Raw genomic sequence first — 21001 nt, 5'->3', positions numbered from 1 at the left:
CTTGCTCTGCATGCCCTGCTCGGGCGGGCCACCCGCGGCTCCCATTAGGCTGGACGTCGTGTTTGAATCCCTGTCCGACCGGTTGACCGGCGCCCTGCAGGGGCTGCGCGGCAAGGGGCGGCTGACCGACGCCGATATCGACGCGACCACCCGCGAGATCCGGCTGGCATTGCTCGAAGCCGACGTGTCTCTGCCCGTCGTGCGCGCGTTCGTCAACCGCATCAAGGAACGCGCCCGCGGCGCCGAGGTGTCCGGCGCACTCAACCCGGCCCAGCAGGTCGTCAAGATCGTCAACGAGGAACTCATCGGCATCCTCGGCGGGGAGACCCGCCCGCTGGCGTTCGCCAAGACGCCGCCGACGGTCATCATGCTGGCCGGTCTGCAAGGTTCCGGTAAGACCACGCTGGCCGGCAAGCTCGCGAGATGGCTTCGCGTGCAAGGGCATACGCCGCTTCTGGTGGCGTGCGACCTGCAGCGGCCCGGCGCGGTCAACCAGCTCCAGATCGTCGGCCAGCGCGCCGATGTCGCGGTCTTCGCGCCCCACCCGGGTGTGTCGGCCGACGGTGCGGCCGATGCGGCGCCCGGCGATCCGGTCGCCGTCGCGGCCGCCGGCCTGGCCGAGGCCAAGGCCAAGCACTTCGACGTGGTGATCGTCGACACCGCGGGCCGCCTCGGCATCGACCAGGAGCTGATGAGCCAGGCCGCCGCGATCCGGGAGGCCGTCGATCCGGACGAAGTGATCTTCGTGCTGGACGCGATGATCGGCCAGGACGCCGTCACCACGGCCGAGGCGTTCCGTGAGGGTGTCGGGTTCACCGGCGTGGTGTTGACCAAGCTCGACGGCGACGCCCGCGGCGGTGCCGCGCTGTCGGTCCGCGAGATCACCGGTGTGCCGATCTTGTTCGCCTCCAGCGGCGAGAAGCTCGAGGACTTCGACGTCTTCCATCCCGACCGGATGGCCAGCCGCATCCTGGGCATGGGCGACGTGCTGTCGCTGATCGAGCAGGCCGAGCAGGTCTTCGACGCCCAGAAGGCCGAGGAGGCCGCCGCCAAGATCGGCAGCGGCGAGCTGACGCTGGAAGACTTCCTCGAGCAGATGCTGGCGATCCGCAAGATGGGTCCGATCGGCAACCTGCTGGGCATGCTGCCCGGCGCGGGCCAGATGAAGGATGCGCTGGCCGCCGTCGACGACAAACAGCTCGACCGGCTGCAGGCGATCATCCGCGGTATGACGCCCGAGGAGCGTGCCGACCCCAAGATCATCAACGGGTCGCGCCGGCTGCGCATCGCCAACGGATCGGGCGTGACCGTCGGTGAGGTCAACCAGCTCGTCGAGCGGTTCTTCGAGGCCCGCAAGATGATGTCGCAGATGGCCGGGCAGATGGGTATGCCGTTCGGCCGCAAGAACTCTCGCAAGGCGGGCAAGAACAAGAAGAAGGGTGGCAAGGGCAAGAAGGGAGGCCGGGGGCCGACGCAGCCGAAGGTGCGCAATCCGCTCGGCGCTTCAATGCCCGGTATGCCCGCGGGTTTCCCGGATCTGTCCGACATGCCCAAGGGCCTCGACGAGCTGCCGCCGGGCCTGGCCGACATCGACCTGTCGAAGCTGAAGTTCCCGGGTCAGAACTAGCGTGAAGCTCCACGTCCGCGGCGTCGGACTGCCCGACGAGCAGCCGGTGGAGTGGTGGATCGACCGCGGCGTGCTCAGCGCCGAACCGGTCAGCGGCGCGGAGACGGTGTTCGACGGCGGGTGGATCCTGCCCGGGCTCGTCGACGCGCACTGCCACGTCGGCCTCGGCGACCACGGCCCGCTCGACAACCTCGACGACTGCATCACCCAGGCCGAGGTGGAACGCGACGTCGGCGCGCTGCTGCTGCGCGACGCGGGCTCTCCGATCGATACCCGCAGCCTCGCCGAGCGCGACGATCTGCCGGAGATCATCCGCGCGGGCCGCCACCTCGCCAAGCCCAAGCGCTATCAGCGCGGGTTCGCGATCGAGTTGGACGACGAATCCGCGCTGCCCGAGGCGGTGGCCGAGCAGGCGCGCTTCGGCGACGGATGGGTCAAGCTCGTGGGCGACTGGATCGACCGCGAGGTCGGCGACCTGGCGCCGCTGTGGTCCGACGACGTGCTCAAGGCCGCGATCGACGCCGCCCACGCCGTCGGTGCCCGCGTGACGGCGCACGTGTTCAGCGAGGACGCGCTGCCGGGGCTGATCAAGGCCGGTATCGACTGCATCGAACACGGAACCGGCCTCACCGACGACACCATCGACCTGATGGTCGAGCACGGTACGGCGCTGGTGCCGACGCTGATCAACATCGCCAACTTCCCGGGCATCGCCGACGGCGCGTCGAAATACCCGGCGTATGCCAAGCACATGCGGGACCTGCACGAGAAGTGCTATCCGCGCATCGCCGCCGCTCGCGAGGCCGGCATCCCGATCTACGCGGGCACCGACGCGGGCAGCATGGTGGCACACGGTCGGATCGCCGACGAGATCGAAGCGCTCACGCACATCGGGATGACCCCGACCGAGGCGTTGGGCGCTGCCTGCTGGAGCGCCCGCGAGTGGCTCGGCCGCCCGGTTATGGAGCACGGTGCGCCCGCCGATCTGGTCTGCTACGCCGAGGATCCGCGGAACGGCACGGGCGTCGTCAACAACCCGGACCTGGTGATCCTGCGCGGGCGCACCTTTCCCTGAGGCGCGAGCGACCACAAAATGCCGCGAGATGGCGGCGTGTCATGTGCAAACACGGTCGCTCGCGCAACGGTTAAGGCTGGCTGAAGCCCCAGTCGAACAGTTGGATCGCCTGCCCGTAGAGATCGCCGTTGCCGTACAACTGCGCGACCACCAACCGCCGATTGCCGCGTTGCGCCGCGGCAGCGAAGGTGTCGCGGGCGAGGTTGGTGTAGCCGGTCTTGCCGACGAGCGTGCCCGGATACCGTTCGAGCAACTTGTTCTGGTTGGTGATCGTCTTCGGCCCGTTGTCGGTCGGGAACAACGACGACGGCTGACGCACGATCGCGGCGAACACGGGATAGCGCAGCGCCTGGCGATAGATCACCGCGAGATCGCTCGCGGTGGTCAACGACTCCATGCCCGGACCGTCGAGCCCGGATGGCGACGACGCACGCGTGCTGCGTGCCCCCAGCGCCTGCGCCTTGGCGTTCATCTTGGCCACCGCGACCCGGTATCCGCCGAGACCGTCCGCCAGGACGTTGGCGGCATCGTTGCCCGACACCAGCATCAGGCCGTCGAGCAGTTGCCGCACCGTGTAGGCGCGCCCGGCTTTCACTCCGACACAAGAGCATTCGACGTCGGCGGCTGCGGGCCTAGCGGCGATCACCGCGTTGAGCGGTAGTTGGTCGAGAACCACCATCGCCAGCAGCGCCTTGATGGTGCTGGCCGGTGCATGGGGTTCAAAAGGATTGCGCGAAGCGAGGATTCGCCCCGAGTCGAGGTCGGCGAGCACCCATGCCTGCGCCGGTCCGTCCGGCAGCGCGACGGCGCCCGACGGTTCACCCCGCGGCTGGGCTGGCGCGGGTGGGGCGACGCCGACGGCCGCCGCCATTGCGCAAGACAGCGCAGTGGCCAAGGCGGCCAACATGCTTCGCATGGACGCCGAGCGTATCGACGCCGTTCGGAGTCCCGGTCTCGGATGCGTTGCGATTCAGCAACTCAACGGGTGATCACAGTGCGCCGATACCGACTCCCGGGCTCAGCGCGAAGCCCCAGTCGAACAGGCTCATGGCCTGATCCCAGTAAGTCGGCTGGCCGGGCTTGTCCATGCCGTACATCAACGCGACGACCAACCGGCGGCCGTCGCGCTGCGCCGCGCCGACGAAGGTCTTCTGGGCGCGGTCGGTGAATCCGGTCTTGCCGCCGAGCATGCCCGGATACCGCTTGAGCAGTTCGTCCTGGTTGACCAGCACCTTGTCGCCGGCCTCGGTGGGGAAGACCGCCGTCGGCTGTGCGGTGATCGACGCGAACACCGGGTTGGCCATCGCGGCGCGGAAGATGACCGCGAGATCGCGCGGCGACGACCACATGTCGATGCCGGGCCCGTCGAGCCCCGATGGCGAGGCCGCGTGGGTGCCGTTCGCGCCGAGCTGGGCGGCCTTGGCGTTCATCTTCGCCACGCCGACGTCGTAACCGCCGAGCATGGTCGCAAGCGTGTTGGCCGCGTCGTTGCCCGACACCAGCAGCAGCCCCTCGAGCAGCTGCCGCGTCGTGTACACCATGCCGGGCGTGACGCCCGCGCAGTTGCACTCGACCTCGGTGTCGGCCTCGTTGGCGACCACGGTGGCATCCAGCGGCAGCTCATCGAGCACCGTCAACGCCAGCAGCACCTTGATCGTGCTGGCCGGCGCGTACTGCGCGTATTCGTCGCGGGCCGCCAGCACGGCACCGGTGTCCATATCGGCGAGCACCCAGGCGTGGGCCGGGCCGTCGGGAACCGGAACCGAGCCCGACGGCTGGCTGACGTCGACGGGAGCGGCGGCGGCGTTGGAGGTTCCCCAGATCGTCACGCACAGCACGGTCATGACGCAGATCAACAGCTTGCGCATGGGCAGGCAGCCTAGTCGTGTTCAATCGACCCATGTTGAGCCTGGAAGAGATTTCGGACCGCCTCGAGATCCAGCAATTGCTGATCGACTACTCGACCGCCATCGATCGGAAGCGATTCGACGACCTCGACCGGGTTTTCACGCCGGACGCCTACATCGACTATCGCGTCACCGGCGGCATCGACGGCCATTTTCCGGCTGTCAAGGCGTGGCTCAAAGACGTGCTGCCGAACTTCCCGGCGTACTACCACATGCTGGGCAACGTCGATATCCGCGTCACGGATGACACCGCGTCGTCCCGCGCGATCTGCTTCAACCCGATGGTGATGGGTGGCTCCGACCAAGACGCACGCCCGATCTACTTCGTCGGGATCTGGTACGTCGACGAGTTCGTGCGCACCGCCGACGGCTGGCGGATGAGCAAGCGGGTCGAGGAGAAGTGCTTCGACAAACTCCTCTGACCCCCTTGACGGGTTGATCCCCCTCACGTGGTGCGTGGAATCAACCCGTCAAGCCCGTCCAGCCGTCAACCGGTAGCGGATTTCTCCCGGTCGGGGCTGTTCTGGCACAATGGGCGGCTGTCTGCCGCGGGATTACGACCCTGCGGCGGTCACACGCGCAAAGGCAAAACCGGGCCGGGGCAATCCGCCTCGATCGCTGAATTGCCAGCGTGGCAATCACAGGAGAAGACGCACAACCATGGCTGTAAAGATCAAGCTCACGCGGCTCGGCAAGATCCGCAATCCCCAGTACCGCATCGCCGTCGCCGACGCGCGCACCCGCCGCCAGGGCCGGTCCATCGAGGTCATCGGCCGGTACCACCCGAAGGAAGACCCGAGCCTCATCGAGATCGACTCGGAGCGGGCCCAGTACTGGCTCAGCGTCGGCGCCCAGCCGACCGAGCCCGTGCTCGCGCTGCTGAAGATCACCGGCGACTGGCAGAAGTTCAAGGGCCTGCCGGGCGCGGAGGGCACGCTGAAGGTCAAGGAGCCCAAGCCCAGCAAGCTCGAGCTGTTCAACGCCGCGCTCGCGGAGGCCGAGGGCGGTCCGAGCACCGAGGCCACGCAGCCCAAGAAGAAGAAGGCGCCCGCAGCCAAGAAGGCCGCCGAGACCGAGGCGCAGGCCGACCCGGCGCCCGCCAAGGACCAGTCCGAGCCCCCCGCTGAGGGCGAGGACGCCACCGTCTCCGGCGCCACTGAAAGCTGAGCCCGGCCGTGAGTTCTGTCGTCGTCGACGCGGTCGAACACCTGGTACGCGGGATCGTCGACAACCCGGACGACGTCCGCGTCGACATGGTGACCAGCCGTCGTGGTCGCACCGTCGAGGTCCACGTCCATCCCGATGACCTGGGCAAGGTGATCGGGCGGGGTGGCCGCACCGCGACCGCGCTGCGCACGCTGGTCGCCGGCATCGGTGGTCGCGGTATCCGCGTGGACGTGGTGGACACCGACCAGTAGCCCCGCGCATGGACCTCGTTGTCGGGCGCGTCGTCAAAGCGCACGGCATCACCGGTGAAGTGGTGGTGGACGTGCGCACCGACGATCCCGACGCGCGGTTCGCGCCCGGGGTGTCGTTACGCGGTCGCCCCGGCAAGGGCGGCGCCGAGCGCGAGTACACGATCACGTCGGTGCGCGAACACGGCGGCCGGTTGCTGATCCGGTTGGACGGCGTCGACGACCGCAACGCCGCCGACGCGTTGCGCGGCATCGTGTTCCTCGTCGACTCGCAGCAACTTCCGCCGATCGAGGACCCCGACGAGTACTACGACCATCAACTCGAAGGGCTGCGGGTGCGCACCACCGACGGCGTCGACGTCGGCACCGTCGCCGAGGTGTTGCACACGGCGGCCGGTGAGTTGCTCGCCGTCCGCGGCGACGACCGCGAGGTGCTGGTGCCGTTCGTCAGCGCGATCGTGACCTCGGTGTCGCTGGCCGATCAGCTGGTCGAGATCGACCCGCCGGAAGGCCTGCTGGAGATCTGAGCCATGCGAATAGACGTCCTGACGATTTTCCCGGCATATCTCGAACCCTTGCGACAGTCGTTGCCCGGCAAGGCCATTGAGTCCGGCATCGTCGAGCTGGCCGTGCACGATCTGCGGCGCTGGACGCACGATGTGCACCGCTCGGTCGACGACGCGCCCTACGGTGGGGGGCCGGGCATGGTGATGACGGCGCCGGTGTGGGGTGAGGCGCTCGACGAGATCTGTTCGGACGAAACGCTTCTCGTGGTGCCGACCCCCGCGGGCCGGCTTTTCCGCCAGGCGGACGCCGCGGCGTGGGCCGACGAGAAACACCTGGTGTTCGCTTGCGGACGGTACGAGGGGATCGACCAGCGCGTCGTCGAGGACGCTTCTCGCCGCATGCGCGTCGAGGAGGTGTCGATCGGTGACTACGTGTTGCCCGGCGGCGAGTCGGCCGCACTGGTGATGATCGAGGCCGTCGTGCGGTTGCTGCCCGGTGTGCTCGGTAATCCCCAGTCGCACCAACAGGATTCGCATTCCGAGGGCATTCTCGAGAGCCCCAGCTACACCCGGCCGCCCAGCTGGCGGGGCCTCGACGTGCCCGAGATCCTGTTGTCCGGCGACCACGCCAGGATCGCCGCCTGGCGTCGCGAGCAGGGCCTCGATCGCACCCGCGAGCGCCGCCCCGATCTACTCGACTGAGCGCGCGTCAGGTGACGACCTCGACGGTCCCGTCCAGATCCATGATGCCGAGTTCGACGACCAGAGCGGGCTGACGCCGACCGGCCTCATCGCGGAACGCGCGCAAGGCCCCCGACAACACCTCGGTCTCGTAGGCCCTGTCGGTCAACACGCGATCGCCGTAGGCCGCAGCGGCCGCGCCGCAGTCGCGGTGCGCCATGCCGATCAACCGCGTCAACCAATGCAGGTCCACCGAGATCGCGAGGTTCTCCCAAAACGTCTCGTGCCAACCCGCGAACGCGGGCGCCACCACGCCGACCGGCCCGCCGGCGAAGGCGAACTCGCTGTAGTTGTTCTGCCAACCCCGGCCGGTCATGTACTTCCATGTGCTGGTGGTGAACCGCGGATCGATGCACTTCATCAACATCGCCTCGTAGCCCTGGTCGAGTTGGCCCGCCGCCTGCGGGGCGGTGGCGATGGCAGCGGCGCCCAGTCCCAGCGCACCGAGCGCGGCGCGGCGGGAGAGGTGCGGTATGCGATCGGCTGACGTCATCAACGCAGCGTGCCCTACTCGCCGCGGTGTGAAGAGGCTTTTGCCGTACCCGTCAGATGCGGCCGCCGGGAAACATCGTCTTGACCGCCTGGGTGATCGTGTCGCGAGCGGTGGCGTCGTCGGCGGGTTGCATCGACGCGATCGCCATGACGAAGCGACGGTCGGCACCGATCGCTCCGGTGGACCAGTGCACCCAATTGCCGCCGTTCCAGCAGCAGAACCACCCCTGTTTGACCGCCACCCGCTCGTCGTAGAGCCCCTCCGGAATGCCGAACCGCTGCGGGTACACGCCGCCGGGCACCGTGCCGTCGGGCGCCGTGGGTGTCGACGCCGCCAGGTTCGACAGGATGATGTCGGCCTTGTCGGGCGGTAGCCCGCCACCACCGGAGAGCAACTCCGAGTAGTACCGGACCAGGTCCTGCGTCGTGCTCAACGTGTTGAACCAGCGGCCGTTGTACGGCGTGCTGGTGTCGCCCAGGCCGTATCGCGCGGTGACGCGCGAGACGATCTCGCTGCCGCCGCTGCGGTTCCAGAAAACCTCGGCGGCGCTGTCGTCGGAAGAGCGCAGCATCGCCTCGAACGCCTTGCGGTCCTCGGGCGTGAGTTCGGTCTTGCCCTGCGACTCCTGCAGCAACAGATCGTCGGCGATGAACAGCTTGACCACCGACGCGATCGGCATCGCCTCGTTGTTGCCGTTGGACACCAGATATCCGGTGTTGCGGTCGAGAACGGCGATCGAAAGGTCGGCGCCGGCCTCGGCGGCCTGCGCGGTGGCTTGCTGCGTGCGAGTGTCCAGGCCGCCGAATGAGGCGGCGGGTTCGTCGGGGGGAGCCTCGGGCAGCGGGGCCATGTTGCCCTGCGGCGCGACGACGGTCAGCTGCGGACCCGCGGCCGCCGGTGGCGTGCCGTGCACCTTCGCCTCGCACCCGGCTGCTGTCAGGACCACAGCGGCGATCAGTGCGATCGTCCTGACCAGCATCGACGGCCGCCGTCGCATGACCCTCCTCGAATGGCTGGATCGGAAGTCGGGCCCCGCCGCATCGCTTAAGCCCTGGTATCAAGCCTAATGCTTGAGTACCACCACCGCCTGCTTAGCTAACCTTACGAAGGATCGGCGCGACGATCCGGCGCGATTTCGCCGGAGGGCTCCCATCTGGCACAATTGAGCAGTTGTCTGTGCAGGATCCGGGAACGGCCAGCTCCGCCCGCTGCGAGATACACCCCGATTCGCCCGATCAGTTCGGCTCGGCAGGCTTATGTCCACGCGACAGGAAGCGCCCGCAGCCGCCAACCGCAAGGAAGTGTCACCGATGAACACGCTGGACTTCGTCGATCAGACCTCGCTGCGCGACGACATCCCGGACTTCGGCCCCGGCGACACCGTCAACGTGCACGTCAAGGTCATCGAGGGCTCCAAGGAGCGCATCCAGGTCTTCAAGGGTGTGGTTCTGCGTCGCCAGGGCGGCGGTATCCGGGAGACCTTCACGGTGCGCAAGGAAAGCTACGGCGTCGGCGTCGAGCGGACGTTCCCGGTGCATTCGCCCAACATCGATCACATCGACGTCGTGACGCGCGGTGACGTGCGCCGCGCGAAGCTCTACTATCTGCGCGAGCTTCGCGGCAAGAAGGCGAAGATCAAGGAAAAGCGCTGACCTCCGGGTCGGCCGTCGGCGCCGGGACCTGATCATTGGAGCGCGAGCAGCGCGAGGTTGAGCACGGCGCTGGCTACCCTGATGCGGTGACCGGTTCCGCAGAGTCCGACGAGGCATCGACCGAGCGCGCGCCCGAAGACACTTCGCCGGACGAAGCGGCGGAGAAGCCCAAGAAAAAGGGCGGCGCGCTACGGGAATTCGCGATCCTGATCTCGATCGCATTGATCCTGTACTACGTCATGCTGACGTTCGTCGCCCGGCCCTACCTGATTCCATCCGAGTCGATGGAACCGACGCTGCACGGCTGCCCCGGTTGCACCGGTGACCGGATCATGGTGGACAAACTGTCCTACCGGTTCTCCTCCCCGCAGCCCGGCGACGTCGTCGTGTTCAAGGGCCCACCCAACTGGAACATCAACTACCGGTCGATCCGCTCGGACAACACCGCGATCCGGTGGGTTCAGAATGCGCTTTCGGTGGTGGGTTTCGTCCCGCCCGACGAGAACGATCTCGTCAAGCGAATCATCGCCGTCGGTGGTCAGACCGTCGAATGTCGAGCGTCGACCGGATTGACCGTCGACGGAAAGCGGCTCGACGAACCATATCTGGACCCCAACACCATGCGCGCCGACCCCGCGGTCTACCCCTGCCTCGGCAACGAGTTCGGGCCCGTGACGGTGCCGGAAGGGCGGCTGTGGGTGATGGGGGACAACCGCACCCACTCGGCGGATTCGCGCGCGCACTGCACCAACACCCCGGCTGATGCCCAGAAGGGTCTTCTGTGCACGGGTGACCCGATGGCCGGAACCGTCCCGGTGGACAATGTCATCGGTAAGGCGCGGTTCATCGCCTGGCCTCCCTCCCGATGGGGTGGCGTGAGCAGCGTGAACCCGCAGACATAACCGCCACGACGCACCAGGACGCAAGAGGAGAGGGTGTTCTTGCCGGCGACATGGCCACCGCGCACTGTGATCCGGAAATCCTCGGGGCTGCGCACGTTGGAGTCTGCGCTGTATCGCAGCGGCCTCGGACCGGTTGCCGGCGTCGACGAGGTCGGCCGGGGTGCGTGCGCGGGACCTCTCGTCGTCGCCGCCTGCGTCCTCGGCCCGAACCGGCTGGAAAGCCTCTCGGCCCTCGATGACTCGAAAAAGCTGAACGAGAAGGAGCGCGAGCGCCTCTTCCCATTGATCCGGCGGTACGCGCTGGCCTATCACGTGGTGTTCATCCCCTCGGTGGAGGTGGATCGCCGCGGTGTGCACGTGGCCAACATCGAAGGGATGCGCCGGGCCGTTGCCGGCCTTTCGGTGCGACCGGGCTACGTGCTCTCCGACGGCTTCCGCGTGCCCGGCCTGCCGGTACCTTCGCTCCCGGTGGTCGGGGGTGACGCGGCAGCGGCGTGTATCGCCGCGGCCAGCGTGCTGGCCAAGGTCAGCCGCGACCGGTTGATGGTGAAGATGGAAACCGAACATCCCGGCTACGGTTTCGCGGATCACAAGGGCTATAGCACGCCGGCGCACAGCGCCGCGCTGGCCGAGCTGGGGCCCTCTAGTCAGCACCGCTACTCGTTCATCAACGTCCGCCGTGTGGCCACGGCCGCAGGGATCAAGGTGGTGACCGAACTGGTCGACGCCGACCAGGTGGGTCCACCGCATCAACGCGACGAAGCGGGGTAGGGGACAATGGGAGCCAACAAGGGGGCAGCGACCAACATGAAGGACAGCTGAGCCGATGAGTGCCGAAGATCTCGAGAAGTACGAAACCGAGATGGAGCTCTCGCTCTACCGCGAATACAAGGACATTGTCGGCCAGTTCAGTTACGTGGTGGAAACCGAGCGCAGGTTCTACCTCGCCAACAGCGTCGAACTCGTACCGCGCAACTCCGACGGAGAGGTCTACTTCGAGCTGCGTCTGGCCGACGCCTGGGTCTGGGACATGTACCGGCCCGCCCGCTTCGTCAAACAGGTACGGGTGATCACCTTCAAAGACGTCAACATCGAAGAGGTCGAAAAGCCGGAATTGCGGCTTCCGGAATAAACGCGGCGGCACGTTTGACGCTGGCGACAATTGTTGATCGCAACGGAGCGGCGGACCGATTTGGTTGCCGCAGGGCCTTTTTGAGACTGTCCGTCTCTATTCTCATAATGATTGCCATTTAGGCCCTTTGGGGTCGGCGACACGGCATCATTGAGTTCCGCCGATGACGTCCACATTGGGGCGGCCGCCTTACGGTCACGTTGCGCGATGCTCGGATTGGGCCTAATCATTGTTCCGTCTGCCCTGCTGGACAATGACGCTGACACGCCGGCCACGTACGTCCCGAACGCGAGACAGATAACAGGTATTTGTCCCATTATTGCTGGTTGAACTGCTCGAAACCGTGTGACATGCTTGAGCAGCAAACATTTTTCCTGTGTAAATCCGCTCGAAAGAAGATCTGCAACCTCGAATTTCCACTTGGCAACGGGAGCGATTGACCCAAAGATATGTTCCGGCGTAAAGTCCTGCACCGTCCTCGATCGCATGCTGGGGGGAATACAGGCTTGTCATACCGACCAATCGGGTGCGGTGCGGGACATCTCGAGTACGTGCACGGAGACGCTCGGTGAAGCGCGCGGTACTTCGGCCCCTCGTCGGCTTGGTGTCGATCGTCGCGATCGTCGCGGTCTTCGTCGTGGCGGCGAGCCTGTTTCGGGGCGACTTCTCCGATACCGTTCCGGTCACGGTCATTTCGCAGCGCGCCGGTCTCGTGATGAACCCCGATGCGAAGGTACTTGTCCGAGGTGTTCAGGTCGGACGGGTCGCATCGATCGAAGGTCTCCCCAGCGGTGAGGCGGCACTGCATCTCGCGATGGATCCCTCTCGCCTCGACGCGATACCGGCCAACGCGCTGGTCGACATCGCGTCGCCAACGGTGTTCGGCGCCAAGCAGGTCCAGTTCATCTTCCCCGACGACCCATCGCCCCAGTCGCTGCGCGCCGGTCAGGTGATCGAGGCGCAGCACGTGATGGTCGAAGTGAACACCGTCTTCGAACAACTGACCTCGGTGCTGTCGACGATCGAACCGGCGAAATTGAATGCCACGCTCGGTGCCATCGCGCAGGCGGTGTCCGGCCGGGGCAACAAGTTCGGGAAGATGCTCTCCGATCTGGACTCCTACCTTGCGACGCTAGAGCCCAGCCTGCCGGCGCTCAATCGCGACCTGGAACTTGCTCCCAGCGTGCTGCGCGCATACGCAGACGTGTCAGGGGATTTCGTGTCGATCGCCGACAACGCGGCGACCATCAGCGAATCCATCGTCGACAAACAGGACGATCTGGATGCGGCACTGGTCAGCGTCACCGGATTGGCCGACGTCGGCAACGAGGTGATCGGGCAGAACAGCCAGTCGCTCGGGGAGGTCGTGCGGCTGCTGGTGCCGACCACCGCGTTGACCAACGAGTACAACCAGGCGTTGTGGTGTGGGCTGGCCGGCATAGTCGAGGCGTCGCACTTCCCGCCACTGAAAGCGCCGGGCGTCGAGGTGTTGGCCGGCTTCCTATGGGCCCAGGAGCGGTACCGCTATCCCCTGGATCTGCCCAAGGCCGGCGCCGAGGGTGGTCCGCAATGCACCGGACTGCCGAAGATGCCGTTCGAGACCGTCGCACCGTATGTGGTTGCCGACACCGGAACCAACCCGTGGCGACGCACCTACCCGGGCATCGTCCTCAACTCCGACCTGATCAAGCAGATCATGTTCCCCGACACCGAAACCGCTGGGCCGCCCCGAAATACGGCACAGATCGGAATGCCCGGATGAGGCGTTCGCTGCGGCCGACTCTGGTCAAGATGGGGCTCTTCGCCCTGGTGATGGCGATGCTGACTGCATCGTTGTTCTTCATCTTCGGCCAGTACCAAACAGGCAGCACGAAGGACTACACCGCGGTGTTCGCCGATGCGTCCCGGCTGAAGGCCGGGCAGTCCGTGCGGGTGGCAGGGATGCGGGTCGGCACGGTCAACAGCGTGAAACTGCAGCCCGACAAAACGGTCTTGGTCAAATTCGACGCCGATCCGAACGTGCGCATGACAACGGGCACCCGAGCAGCGGTGCGCTATCTGAACCTCGTCGGCGACCGGTACCTCGAGCTGATCGAGGGTGCGGACGGGACGCCGGCGCCGCCGGATTCCCAGATCCCGCTGGAGCGCACCGAGGGCGCGCTCGACCTGGACCTCCTGCTCGGCGGACTCAAACCCGTTATCCGCGGGCTCAATCCGCAGGACGTGAACGCCCTCTCGGCTTCGCTGATCCAGATTTTCCAGGGACAGGGCGGAACCCTACGATCGCTGCTGGACAACACGTCGGGATTCACCACGGCGCTGGCGGAGCACAACCAGACGATCCAGACCCTCATCGACAATCTACGCACGTTGCTGGCCACACTGAATCGCGAGGGGGACAAGTTCTCGGGCACGGTCGACCGCTTGGAGAAGCTCGTCACGGAGCTTGCGGCGGAACGCGACCCGATCGGCACAGCGATCGAGTCGCTGAACAACGGATCGGCGTCGGTGGCCGACCTCCTCAGCGAGGCGCGCGCCCCGCTGGCGGGCACCATCGATGAGCTCGCCCGGTTGGCGCCCAACCTCGACTTCCAAAAGGACCGTATCGACACGAGCCTGCAGAAGGCGCCCGAGAACTACCGGAAACTGGTCCGTACCGGTTCATACGGAAGCTTCTTCAACTACTACATCTGTGAACTCAAGTGGCGGGTGACCGACCTGCAGGGCCGCACCGCCGTCTTCCCCTGGCTGAAACAGGAAAACGGGAGGTGTGCCGAGCCCTGATGCTGAAATACCGTGGCAGACAACTGATCCGCGCCGGAATCCTCGGGGTGGTACTGATCGTGCTTGTCATCGCAGTGGGCCTTGCGCCCGAACGGTTGGTATCCTGGGCGACCTCGGCGCGGTATCAGGCGTTGTTCAGCGACGCAGGCGGGCTGGCACCGGGCAACGACGTGGTGATCTCGGGTATCAAGGTGGGCACCGTCTCCAGCGTTGCGCTGCAGGGGCGCAACGCACTGGTGACGATGGTGGTCGACGGCTCGGTGTCGTTGGGATCGGACACCACCGCACACATCCGGACCGGAACCCTGCTGGGCGAGCGCGTCGTGACCCTGGAGTCCAAGGGCCAGGGGTCGCTGCACCCGATGGATGTGATTCCCGTGTCGCGCACCGCATCCCCCTATTCGTTGACCGAGGCGGTCAGCGAGCTGACGAGCAACACGGCGGGCACCGACACCGCGTCGCTGAACCAGTCGTTGGACACGTTGGCGGCGACCCTGGACCAGGTGGCGCCGCAGCTGGGCCCCGCGTTCGACGGGCTGACCCGGCTGTCGAAGGCGATCAACGACCGCGACGAAACTCTCGGGGATCTGCTGAAAAACGGCGCCGACGTCACCGAGATCCTGTCGGACCGCAGCCAGCAGGTGAACACGCTGATCCTCAATGCCAACGACTTGGTATCGGTGCTGTCGGCGCGGCGCTACGCCATTGTCGAACTGCTCGCCCACACATCGGCGTTGTCGCAACAGCTGTCCGGCCTCATCGCCGACAACGAGAAACAGCTCGCCCCCACGCTGGAGAAACTCAACGGAGTCACCGAGATCCTGGAGCGCAACCGAGACAACATCGCCAAGGCGCTCCCGGGACTGGCGAAGTTCCAGATCACGCTTGGCGAGACGATTGGGAACGGCCCGTACTACCAGGCCTACATCCCCAACATCTTCTTCGCCCAGATCTTCCAGCCGTTCTTCGACTACGCGTTCGGGTTCCGGCGCGGGGTCAACGCCGGCCAGCCACCCGACAACGCCGGACCGCGCGCCGAACTTCCATTCCCCTACAACGGAATCCCGATGCCCAATGAACAGTGGGGGCCCGGACGATGAACAACAACTGGGTCAAGCGCGCACTCGCGGTCGCATTGGTCGTGGCGCTCGTCGGTGGCGTCGTGGCCCTGATCCGGCAGACCGTGTTCCGGCCCACGACCATCACCGCCCAGTTCACCACCGCCACTGCCATCTATCCCGGTGACGAGGTCCGCATCGCGGGCGTCAAGGTCGGCTCGATCGAATCGATCAAACCGGTCGGCACTCAGGCCGAGATGAGGTTGGCCGTTGACCACGGCATCAAAGTGCCCGCCGACGCCAAGGCGGTGATCGTTGCCCAGAACCTGGTGTCGGCGCGGTACGTCCAGCTGACACCCGCATACGAATCCGGGCCCGCGATGGCCGACGGCGACGTTATCCCGTTGGAGCGCACGGCCGTTCCGGTCGAGTGGAACGAAGTCAAAGAACAGCTGATGCGCCTGGCGACCGACCTCGGGCCCGCAGCGGGGATGTCGACCGGGTCGGTCGGGCGGTTCATCGACAGCGCGGCCAACGCGCTGGACGGCAACGGCGACAAACTGCGTCAAACGCTGGCGCAGCTGTCCGGCGTCGGTCGCATCCTCGCCGACGGCAGTGGCAACATCGTCGACACCATCAACCACCTGCAGACGTTCGTCACTGCGCTGCGGGACAGCAACGAGCAGATCGTGCAGTTCCAGGACAGGTTCGCGACGTTGACCAGCGTTGTCGACGACAGCCGATCCGATCTCGACGCCGCGCTGACGAATCTGTCCGACGTCGTCGGCGAGACCACCCGGTTCATCCGGGGCACACGCAATCAGACCGCCGAACAGATCCAACGACTTTCCAACGTCACGCAGAACCTCGTCGACCACCGGATGGCGCTGGAGAACGTCCTGCACATCGCGCCGCACTCGATCGCCAACGCCGTCAACATGTTCGACCCGCGCACCGGCGCCGCCAGCGGGGTGTTCGTGCTCAACAACTTGTCGAATCCCGTATGGGCCTTCTGCGGCATGATCGGGGCGTTGCAGAACGTCACCTCGCCCACGACCGGCAAATTGTGTTCGCAATACCTCGGGCCCGGCCTGCGCACCGCGAGCATCAACAACGTGCCGTTCCCGTTCAGCCTGTTCCTGACGTCGAATCCGCCGTCGTACATGCTGCGGTATTCGGAACCGGAGCTGATGCCCGGTGCGGGTGGACCGCCCGACGATCAGCCCGAGCCTCCACCCGCGGTGTCGGCCTATACCGGAATCGGCGACATACCGCCGCCTCCCGGCTGGGGCGCGCCCCCGCCACCGCCTGGCATGCCGCCCGCACCACTCGCGGCGCCCGCACCGGTCGCGACACCGGCAGCACCGGGTCCGCCGACACTGCAGGACATGTTGTTGCCCGCCGAACAGCCCAACCCGCAGGCCGATCCCGCGCCCCCCATCCCGCACGGCGGAGGACCCTCATGATCGGCCGCCGCGTGGTGGCGACCGGGCTGACCTTGCTGCTGACGCCCACCGGGTGTTCGTTTCAGGGAGTGAACTCGCTGCCGCTGCCGGGGGCGGTGGGCCGAGGGCCGGACGCCGACGTCTACCACGTCGAACTCGCCAACGTCGGCACGCTGGAATCGAATTCACCTGTGATGATCGACGACGTGGTGGTCGGCAGCGTCGGCAAGATGACGTTGCACGGCTGGCACATCGACCTCGATGTCTCGGTCAAGCCTGACGTCGTGGTGCCCGCCAACGCCGTCGCTACCGTCGGCCAGACCAGTCTCCTGGGCTCCATGCACGTGGCGCTCGACCCGCCGCCGGGTGAGAAGCCGAGCGGACGTCTCAACCCGGGCGCCACCATTGGGCTCAACAGGACGTCGACCTACCCGTCGACGGAACAGACGCTGTCGTCACTGGCGGCGGTGGTCAACGGCGGGGGGCTGGGTCAGATCGGCGACATCATCGCCAATTTCAACACCGCACTGTCGGGACGACAGGGGACGGTGCGCGACTTGATCGCCCGACTGGACACCTTCGTCGGGACCCTCTACCAACAGCGCGACAACATCATCGCGACCATCGACGAGCTGAACAGGTTCTCGCAGCGATTGGGTGATGAACAACGGGTGCTCACCCGCGCTCTCGACAAGATCCCGCCCGCTCTCGACGTGCTGATCCGCGAGCGGCCCAACTTCACCACCGCACTGAATCGGTTGGGGCAGTTCAGTGATACGGTTTCCGGCTTGATCGCCGACACACAGGCCGACCTCGTCACGAATCTGCAGAACTTGGAGCCGACGCTGCGCGCGCTCGCCGATGTGGGCGCCGAGATCGACACGGCGCTGGCCGCCCTCCCGACATTCCCGTTGAGCCAGAACCTGATCGACCGCGGGGTCCGCGGTGATTACGTGAACCTCTTCGTCACGGTGGACTGGACCAACGCCCGGCTCAAGCGTGGATTGTTGCTCGGCACCGCGCTCGGGCAGAACCGCGCATCGTTGATTCCCGCGCCGGGCGACCCCGGATACGACGCGTACTACACAAAATTCCCACTGGGCGTTGGGACCTCGCCACCCTTCGGCCCGATCCCGAATGCTGCGCCCGCACCGTGGGAACCGGGGGGTGGTGGCTGATGCTGCCGCGGATGGTGCGCATCCAGCTCGTGATCTTTACGATCGCGTCAATCATCGGCGTGGTCGCGATGGTGTTCACCTATATGCAGGTGCCCACCCTGCTGGGCATCGGGAAGATCACCGTCACACTGGAATTACCATCCTCTGGCGGGCTGTACCGGTTCGCTAACGTCACCTATCGCGGGGTGCAGGTCGGCAAGGTGACCGAGATGGACGTGACCCGCACACGGGCCACCGCGACGCTGCGGCTCGACACGTCACCCAGAATCCCCGCCGATCTGCATGCCGAAGTGCGCAGTGTCTCAGCCGTCGGCGAGCAGTACGTCGAGCTGCTCCCGCGCACCGACTCGCCGCCGTATCTGGAAGACGGATCGGTGATCGCCATGGCCGACACCACGATTCCGCAGCCGGTGAGCCCGATGCTGGAGCAGCTGAACACCCTGATCGCGAGCATCCCCAAGGGCCGCCTGACGGAATTGATCGACGAATCGTACAACGCGTTCAGCGGCGCCGGGTTCGACATGGGATCGCTGGTGGACTCGTCGGCCACGCTCTCCGAAGCCCTGAACGAGGACCCCTCGCGCTCGGCGAGACTGGCCGAAGACTCGCTGCCCCTGCTGGATTCGCAGGCCCGATCGGCCGACTCGTTGCGGGTGTGGGCGCGAAGCGTCGCCGGTATCACCGGGCAGGTCGCGGCGGACGACCGGCAGATCCGCACTCTTCTGGACGAGGGCCCCGCCGCAGCCGACGAGGTCGCCGGTCTGCTCGAGCAGATCAAGCCGACACTGCCCGTGCTGCTGGCAAACATGACCACGATCGGTCAGGTTGCAGTCACCTACCGCCCCTCGCTGGAGCAGGTGCTCGTGCTGTTACCGCCGTTCGTGGCCAACGTGCAGTCGTCGGCTCCCCAGAACAACCCCACCGGTATCGCCCTGGGTGACTTCCGCATTCAGATGGCCGACCCCAACCCGTGCACGGTCGGGTTCCTTCCGCCCTCGCAGTGGCGGAGCCCGGACGATCAGACCACGATCGACACGCCGGACGGGATCTACTGCAAGCTGCCGCAAGACTCGCCGATCGTCGTGCGGGGTGCGCGTAACGCACCGTGCATGGGGGTACCGGGTAAGCGGGCGCCCACCGTCGAGCAGTGCTACAGCGACAAGCCCTACGAACCGTTGGCGATGCGCCAGCACACCCTCGGTGCGTATCCGATCGACCCGAACCTCATCGCACAAGGTGTGCCGCCTGACGACCGGGTCAGGGCCGACGAGAACCTCTTCGCCCCGCTCGAAGGCACGCCACTCCCGCCCGGCGCGGTTCCGCGGGGCCCGCTGCCGCCGATCCCACCTCCGCCGCTCGCTCCCGGGGCGCAGATGCCATCGCTGCCGCCGAACGCGATCCCACCCCTGGTTTCGCATCCGGTGGACCAGCAGGCCGTCGCCGGTGCACCCGCACCGCAGGGGGTAACCCCACACGGGCCACCGCTGCAAGGCGCACCGCCGCCGGACGGTTCGCCACCTCCGCCCGGGCCGGTACCCGCGACGCCGAGTTCGATCACCACCGGTCCCGCTTCGGAGGGACCGTCGGTCGCTGTTGCGCACTACGACCCGCAGACGGGACGGTATGCGACGCCGGACGGGAACGCCGGCCGCCAGACCGATCTCGTACAGACCCCGAAATCTTGGCAGCAGTTGATTTACGAGGGAGGGGCGCAGTGATCCGAGCTTTGACAATCGGGGTGACGATCGTCGCGGCGATCCATTTCGCGCCGCACGCACTGGCGCAGAACGAGGTCGCGATCAACGGCGTGTTCACCGCGTTCTCCGATGGCCGGTATGCGACAACCAAAGACTCACGTCATGAAGAGGCGAGTGTCACCCAGAGGTGGACCATCACCTCGACATGTACGACGTATCAGGATTGCACCGGCCGGGTCGAGAGCGATCAGGGCTGGAGCGCGGATCTGGTGTACATGAGCGGTCGGTGGAAGGTCACCAGGACCGTGCCGGACTGGGAACCGTGCATCGACGGTACGGCCTACCCGGGCAAGCAGTCATGGGTGTTCTGGCTGGGTTATCCGCAGGACCCCAACAAGTACGAGGGGTGGGACAAGACCGAGGGCCCAAGTGGCGCCTGCGGTTTCAACAAGGTGCTCGGTATCGAGATGCCGTTCAGGCTGACCCGCGTGGGTTGAACGCGTGCTTCGGGATGGTCAGCGGCAAATCCACGGAACTGAGCAGACCCGGTTGAGCGGCAACGACATACGGCACGGCGTTGACGACCCGCATCGCCGTGGCGACCATCGCTCCGGCGCCTGAGGTCATGCTCTCGATTGCGGCGTCCTTGCGGTCGCGCACGGTGGCCGCCATAGTGCACTCGATGTCGGGCTGGCCGGTGATCACGATGCGGTATCCGAGTGCGTCCGGCAACGTCGGCCATTCGGGAGCGACGTCGGGCGCCAAACGGGTGACGTGTTCGATCACGATCGCCTCCTGACCGTCGACGATGCCGATAGCCTGCATCCTCAGGGCGCCGCACGTCCCCGCCTCGACGGTGCCCATCGCCACCTCGAGCGGCCGCTCCGTCACCACGCGGTCGAACGTTTCGCGAATCTCCTGCACCTCAACGCCAAGAGCATCGGCAACCATGCGGATCTGGCCCTGCCATTCGCCGGCGATCGCGCCGGGGAAGGAGATCCATGGCTGGTAGTCGAGCGGGCGGCCGAATCCCAAAGCGTCGCTCATGATGTCGGGCACGCCGTAGTCGTCGTAGAGGCCGATCTCGTAGGCGTGGATCTTCTCGATCTGCGAGGACTGTGTGCTCAGCACCAGCGGTAGGTAGTCGGCGACGAACCCGGGCTCGATACCCGACGCGTACAGCGATGCCTGGCCCTCCTTGGCGGCCGCGGCCAGTTGATCGCGCCACTCGACCGGTTCGTAGGCATGGGGGTTGACCAGGCGGGTGGTGCTGGTCGTCACCACGTTGATTCCCGCGCTGAGGAGCTTCACATAGTCGGGCACGGCCAGCGCGTCACGTTCCGGCCCGCTGGCCGAATAGATGACACAGTCGGGTTCGAGTCCGATCAG

Annotated in this window: 23 protein-coding genes; 18 read left to right on the top strand and 5 right to left on the bottom strand. The window is 66.4% G+C overall.

Annotation, left to right across the window (positions count from 1 at the left end; all coding sequences use genetic code 11):
- Positions 1–58: 58 nt before the first annotated feature.
- Positions 59–1627 (top strand): signal recognition particle protein, encoded by a 1569-nt coding sequence (ffh, locus tag A5752_RS26155; protein ID WP_067092131.1) that lies wholly within the window; start codon positions 59–61, stop codon positions 1625–1627.
- Between the two features lies 1 nt (position 1628).
- Entirely contained in the window at positions 1629–2702 is a 1074-nt protein-coding gene (locus A5752_RS26150) for a metal-dependent hydrolase family protein (protein ID WP_067092129.1), read from the top strand.
- Between the two features lie 70 nt (positions 2703–2772).
- Here the strand turns inward: A5752_RS26150 and A5752_RS26145 are convergent, their stop codons facing one another.
- Together A5752_RS26145 and A5752_RS26140 are read right to left on the bottom strand one after the other, a co-directional pair.
- Complete coding sequence (locus A5752_RS26145) at positions 2773–3618, bottom strand: D-alanyl-D-alanine carboxypeptidase family protein (protein ID WP_067092127.1); 846 nt, start codon at positions 3616–3618, stop codon at positions 2773–2775.
- Positions 3619–3691: 73 nt separating this feature from the next.
- A complete protein-coding gene (locus A5752_RS26140; protein ID WP_067092125.1) occupies positions 3692–4570 on the bottom strand; it encodes a D-alanyl-D-alanine carboxypeptidase family protein in 879 nt (292 codons plus the stop codon).
- A 32-nt stretch (positions 4571–4602) separates the two neighbouring features.
- On the opposite strand from A5752_RS26140, the gene A5752_RS26135 reads away from it, so the two are divergent.
- The 5 genes from A5752_RS26135 (at position 4603) to trmD (ending at position 7232) form a co-directional block, all read left to right on the top strand.
- Positions 4603–5031 carry a nuclear transport factor 2 family protein gene (locus A5752_RS26135; RefSeq protein ID WP_067092123.1) on the top strand — a complete coding sequence of 143 codons (429 nt, stop codon included), beginning with the start codon at positions 4603–4605 and terminating at the stop codon, positions 5029–5031.
- Positions 5032–5269: 238 nt separating this feature from the next.
- Positions 5270–5776 carry a 30S ribosomal protein S16 gene (gene rpsP / locus A5752_RS26130; protein WP_067092121.1) on the top strand — a complete coding sequence of 169 codons (507 nt, stop codon included), beginning with the start codon at positions 5270–5272 and terminating at the stop codon, positions 5774–5776.
- Between the two features lie 8 nt (positions 5777–5784).
- Positions 5785–6027, top strand: coding sequence for an RNA-binding protein (locus A5752_RS26125; protein WP_003881089.1), 243 nt, complete (start codon positions 5785–5787; stop codon positions 6025–6027).
- An 8-nt stretch (positions 6028–6035) separates the two neighbouring features.
- On the top strand, positions 6036–6551 hold the full coding sequence (gene rimM / locus A5752_RS27620; protein ID WP_067092119.1) for a ribosome maturation factor RimM: 516 nt from the start codon (positions 6036–6038) through the stop codon (positions 6549–6551).
- Positions 6552–6554: 3 nt separating this feature from the next.
- On the top strand, positions 6555–7232 hold the full coding sequence (gene trmD / locus A5752_RS27615) for a tRNA (guanosine(37)-N1)-methyltransferase TrmD (RefSeq protein ID WP_067092117.1): 678 nt from the start codon (positions 6555–6557) through the stop codon (positions 7230–7232).
- A 7-nt stretch (positions 7233–7239) separates the two neighbouring features.
- On the opposite strand, the gene A5752_RS26110 is transcribed toward trmD, so the two are convergent.
- Both A5752_RS26110 and A5752_RS26105 read right to left on the bottom strand, forming a co-directional pair.
- Complete coding sequence (locus A5752_RS26110) at positions 7240–7764, bottom strand: hypothetical protein (protein ID WP_067092115.1); 525 nt, start codon at positions 7762–7764, stop codon at positions 7240–7242.
- 52 nt (positions 7765–7816) lie between these two features.
- A complete protein-coding gene (locus A5752_RS26105; protein ID WP_067092112.1) occupies positions 7817–8761 on the bottom strand; it encodes a serine hydrolase in 945 nt (314 codons plus the stop codon).
- A 313-nt stretch (positions 8762–9074) separates the two neighbouring features.
- Here A5752_RS26105 and rplS point away from each other — a divergent pair, with 313 nt between their 5' ends.
- The 11 genes from rplS to A5752_RS26050 all read left to right on the top strand — a co-directional run bounded on the left by rplS (position 9075) and on the right by A5752_RS26050 (position 20109).
- Entirely contained in the window at positions 9075–9416 is a 342-nt protein-coding gene (rplS, locus tag A5752_RS26100; protein WP_067092307.1) for a 50S ribosomal protein L19, read from the top strand.
- A gap of 86 nt (positions 9417–9502) precedes the next feature.
- The gene (gene lepB / locus A5752_RS26095) at positions 9503–10318 is read left to right on the top strand and encodes a signal peptidase I (protein ID WP_067092305.1); all 816 of its coding nucleotides are present in this window, start codon (positions 9503–9505) and stop codon (positions 10316–10318) included.
- Between the two features lie 39 nt (positions 10319–10357).
- On the top strand, positions 10358–11089 hold the full coding sequence (locus A5752_RS26090) for a ribonuclease HII (RefSeq protein WP_067092303.1): 732 nt from the start codon (positions 10358–10360) through the stop codon (positions 11087–11089).
- Between the two features lie 55 nt (positions 11090–11144).
- Positions 11145–11450 carry a DUF2469 domain-containing protein gene (locus tag A5752_RS26085; RefSeq protein WP_064398671.1) on the top strand — a complete coding sequence of 102 codons (306 nt, stop codon included), beginning with the start codon at positions 11145–11147 and terminating at the stop codon, positions 11448–11450.
- A gap of 568 nt (positions 11451–12018) precedes the next feature.
- A complete protein-coding gene (locus A5752_RS26080; protein ID WP_067092110.1) occupies positions 12019–13212 on the top strand; it encodes an MCE family protein in 1194 nt (397 codons plus the stop codon).
- On the top strand, positions 13209–14234 hold the full coding sequence (locus tag A5752_RS26075) for an MCE family protein (RefSeq protein ID WP_067092108.1): 1026 nt from the start codon (positions 13209–13211) through the stop codon (positions 14232–14234). Before A5752_RS26080 ends, A5752_RS26075 begins: the two co-directional genes overlap by 4 nt.
- A complete protein-coding gene (locus A5752_RS26070; RefSeq protein WP_067092106.1) occupies positions 14234–15334 on the top strand; it encodes an MCE family protein in 1101 nt (366 codons plus the stop codon). The genes A5752_RS26075 and A5752_RS26070 overlap by 1 nt, the downstream gene beginning before the upstream one ends.
- The gene (locus tag A5752_RS26065; RefSeq protein ID WP_067092301.1) at positions 15331–16758 is read left to right on the top strand and encodes an MCE family protein; all 1428 of its coding nucleotides are present in this window, start codon (positions 15331–15333) and stop codon (positions 16756–16758) included. The genes A5752_RS26070 and A5752_RS26065 overlap by 4 nt, the downstream gene beginning before the upstream one ends.
- On the top strand, positions 16755–17915 hold the full coding sequence (locus A5752_RS26060) for an MCE family protein (RefSeq protein WP_067092104.1): 1161 nt from the start codon (positions 16755–16757) through the stop codon (positions 17913–17915). The genes A5752_RS26065 and A5752_RS26060 overlap by 4 nt, the downstream gene beginning before the upstream one ends.
- Complete coding sequence (locus A5752_RS26055; RefSeq protein ID WP_067092299.1) at positions 17915–19633, top strand: MCE family protein; 1719 nt, start codon at positions 17915–17917, stop codon at positions 19631–19633. The genes A5752_RS26060 and A5752_RS26055 overlap by 1 nt, the downstream gene beginning before the upstream one ends.
- On the top strand, positions 19630–20109 hold the full coding sequence (locus tag A5752_RS26050) for an Rv2253/PknI dimerization domain-containing protein (protein WP_231983526.1): 480 nt from the start codon (positions 19630–19632) through the stop codon (positions 20107–20109). Before A5752_RS26055 ends, A5752_RS26050 begins: the two co-directional genes overlap by 4 nt.
- On the opposite strand, the gene A5752_RS27830 is transcribed toward A5752_RS26050, so the two are convergent.
- Positions 20087–21001 (bottom strand): dihydrodipicolinate reductase (locus tag A5752_RS27830; RefSeq protein ID WP_067092100.1); only part of this gene is annotated, 915 nt, incomplete at its 5' end. The two genes, A5752_RS26050 and A5752_RS27830, sit on opposite strands and share 23 nt — an antisense overlap.

This window comes from Mycobacterium sp. 852002-51961_SCH5331710, assembly GCF_001665535.1.
Lineage (GTDB): Bacteria > Actinomycetota > Actinomycetes > Mycobacteriales > Mycobacteriaceae > Mycobacterium.
This window is presented reverse-complemented; position numbering and strand designations above follow the sequence as displayed.